1 protein-coding gene is annotated in these 540 nt (G+C 42.2%); it reads right to left on the bottom strand.

All coding sequences use genetic code 11. The annotated features are described in order from the left end of the window. Nucleotides 1-461, bottom strand: a 461-nt coding sequence (locus E0L16_RS21940) for a restriction endonuclease subunit S (protein WP_242672242.1), incomplete at its 3' end; no start/stop codon positions are given. Nucleotides 462-540 lie beyond the last annotated feature (79 nt).

The following is a 540-nucleotide window of genomic DNA, read 5'->3' as shown; positions in this document are numbered from 1 at the left end:
CTGCCTGTATAAAAACTTTTATTACCACGGTAGGGAGTGGCTCCGCTGGAGCAGGATTCAATGAGATCGTTGAATGTGTACACATCCCAATCTTCGGGAATTAGACCCAATTCGCTCGATTTATAACCTTTGAGTGTGCTATTAGAATGTTTAGCAAATTGTGGTAGGCGAGTGCGACCAGTCATCAGTTGCTGCATGGTGGCGCTTTTGATAGTCTGTTTTTTAGCTATCAACTGCTCAATTTTGGTAATCAGCGCATCGGTATCGGAGAGAACATTCGCAATTCGAGTTTGTTCTTTTATTATTCCCGGAATGTATATTGGAATTGTTCTTAGCAGTCCAGCAGTATAACTAAGTTGCTTCGTTCCTTGACAATATTTAAATGCCAATGCCTCACCATTGTACACATACCAATGGTAGAGATACAGAGATGATAATTTATGATTTGGATAAATAGCCATGCAAGATTGGTTTGTCGCTGCAGGTTGTCCAACAATCCCACACGCTCCTCTCGTACCCGCAGCCTCCATACCAGTAATG

It is taken from the genome of Enterobacter quasihormaechei, assembly GCF_004331385.1.
Taxonomy (GTDB): Bacteria; Pseudomonadota; Gammaproteobacteria; order Enterobacterales; family Enterobacteriaceae; genus Enterobacter; species Enterobacter quasihormaechei.
The sequence above is the reverse complement of the archived record's forward strand: the minus strand, read 5'-3'. Positions and strand labels throughout refer to the sequence as shown.